The organism is Aurantimonas sp. A3-2-R12, assembly GCF_036016755.1.
Taxonomy (GTDB): Bacteria; Pseudomonadota; Alphaproteobacteria; order Rhizobiales; family Rhizobiaceae; genus Aurantimonas; species Aurantimonas coralicida_A.
The window spans coordinates 1-1,979 of record NZ_JAYXIH010000106.1; the positions used below are offsets into that span (position 1 = coordinate 1).

Consider the following 1,979-nt stretch of genomic DNA (forward strand, 5'->3'; position numbering starts at 1 on the left):
ATGGCCGTTCGAAAACCCGCCCCCGAGCGCAAGGCCGAGATTTTGGAAGCGACATTGCGGCTGGCGGACGAGCTCGGCCCCGACCGCCTCTCCACCGAAGCGATCGCCCGCGCGGTCGGGCTGACTCAGCCAGGTATCTTCCGGCATTTCCCGACCAAACAGGCGATCTGGGAAGCGGTCGCGGCGACGATCACCGACAAAATGGCCGCTGGCTGGCGAACCGTCCTTGATCGTGGCGGCACACCGATCGATCGCTTGCGTGGCTTGATCGGCGCCCAATTGCGGCTGATCCAGGCGACACCCGCGATTCCCGCGATCCTCTTTTCCAGGGAGCTCCACGCGGAGAACGATTTTCTGCGCAAGTCGGTGCTGGGCCTGATGAACCGGTTTCACACGGCAATCGCCGGCCAAATCGCCAAGGCCCAGGACGAGCGGATGTTCCGCCGGGATCTTGATCCCGACGATGCCGCGTATCTGGTGCTCGGGCTTATTCAGGGACTGGCGGTCCGTTGGTCGCTGAGCGGCCGGTCCTTTCAATTGGCCGACGAAGGTATTCGGCTCCTTGAGGTTCAAATCGGGCTGTTCGCCGCGCCTCCGGTCGACGCGACCGAGAGCGAGCGGCCGACATGAAGCGGAACGGAGTTGGCGGCCGCTGGCCTGTTCGGGGGCCTGATTTCCGGCAGCGGTCAGCGGAAGGAAGAGGAAGGATGATGACCATATGTCCCCTCGCCCGTATCCGCATCGCAGCGGTCGCGACATGACTTCGGCACCGGGATGCGGCTCGGGGACACTTTGGACCGCAATGTTGCTGCTGGCGGCCTTTCTGACGGCGACCGGCTGTGCGTCGCGACCCGGCCCGCAGGTTCTCGCAGTGGTTCCGGCGAGCGCGACGGCGGTCGAGCAGGTGACCATCCAGGTTGCCACGACGCGCCAGCGTGACACGACGAACGGCAACTATTCGTCCGGTCGTTCTCCGACACTGAACTTCGAGCGCTTCACCGTCTCCGTTCCAAAGGATCATGTGATGACGGCGATCGAATGGCCGAAAGGTGCGCCGGATCCGGAACAAAGCTTCGCGGTGACGGAACGGACCATCCTGCCGAAGCTCGAATTCCAGGCGCCGTCGCGCCGAACCGGCGGCCTTGCAGGAAAGCGCGATGTCGTCATCTTCGTCCACGGCTACAATTACAGCTTCGAGGAATCGCTGTTCAGGCTGGCGCAACTCGCCGTCGACGGCAAGCTGACGGAGACGCCGGTTCTCTTCGCCTGGCCTTCGGCGGCATCTGTGGCGGGTTACGTCGCCGACAAGGACGCCGTCACCTATTCGCGTGACGATCTCGTTCGCGTTCTGACGGATATTGCGAATGATCCGAAGGTCGGAAGGATCACGGTGTTCGGGCACAGCATGGGCGCTTGGCTCACGGCGGAGGCTCTGCGCCAGCTCCGGTTGACCGGCCGGGACGCGGTCATTGATCGGTTGAGCGGCGTCGTGCTTGCGGCCCCCGATATCGATATCGATGTCTTTCGCCGCCAGATGGAGATCATCGGCCCTCTGGACCCGCCTATGACGCTGCTGGTTTCCAAGGACGACCGCGCCTTGATGGCATCCAGCCGGATCGCCGGGTCCCGCGACCGGATCGGCACCCGCGACGTCAACGATCCGCAAGTACAGGCGCTCGCCGGCGCCAACAACATCCGGCTGATCGACATATCCGAGGTCTCGGCTCTCGACGGAACCAACCACAACCGGTTCGTCGGGCTGGTCACGGTGTTTCCGCGGTTGCAGAATGGCGTACGCACCGGCCTCGCCCGGGCTGGCGCCTTCGTGCTGGAGCCGATCAGCGCCACTCTCCTGCCGCCCCGGCCGTAAGGTGGCCCGACAGATGATGCCCTCAACTCGCCTCACCACAAGTAGACCGGAGCCGCTGGAATGACGATCCCGGTCTTCACGAAACGTCTCTTTCCAATCCTGCTGGCGC

General features: G+C 64.1%; 2 protein-coding genes. Both read left to right on the forward strand.

Annotation, left to right across the window (positions count from 1 at the left end):
- Nucleotides 1-630: TetR/AcrR family transcriptional regulator (locus VSX60_RS22190; protein WP_327626405.1), on the forward strand; the 630-nt coding region annotated here is incomplete at its 5' end.
- Between the two features lie 172 nt (nt 631-802).
- Nucleotides 803-1,870 carry an alpha/beta hydrolase gene (locus VSX60_RS22195; RefSeq protein WP_327626406.1) on the forward strand — a complete coding sequence of 356 codons (1,068 nt, stop codon included), beginning with the start codon at nt 803-805 and terminating at the stop codon, nt 1,868-1,870.
- Nucleotides 1,871-1,979 lie beyond the last annotated feature (109 nt).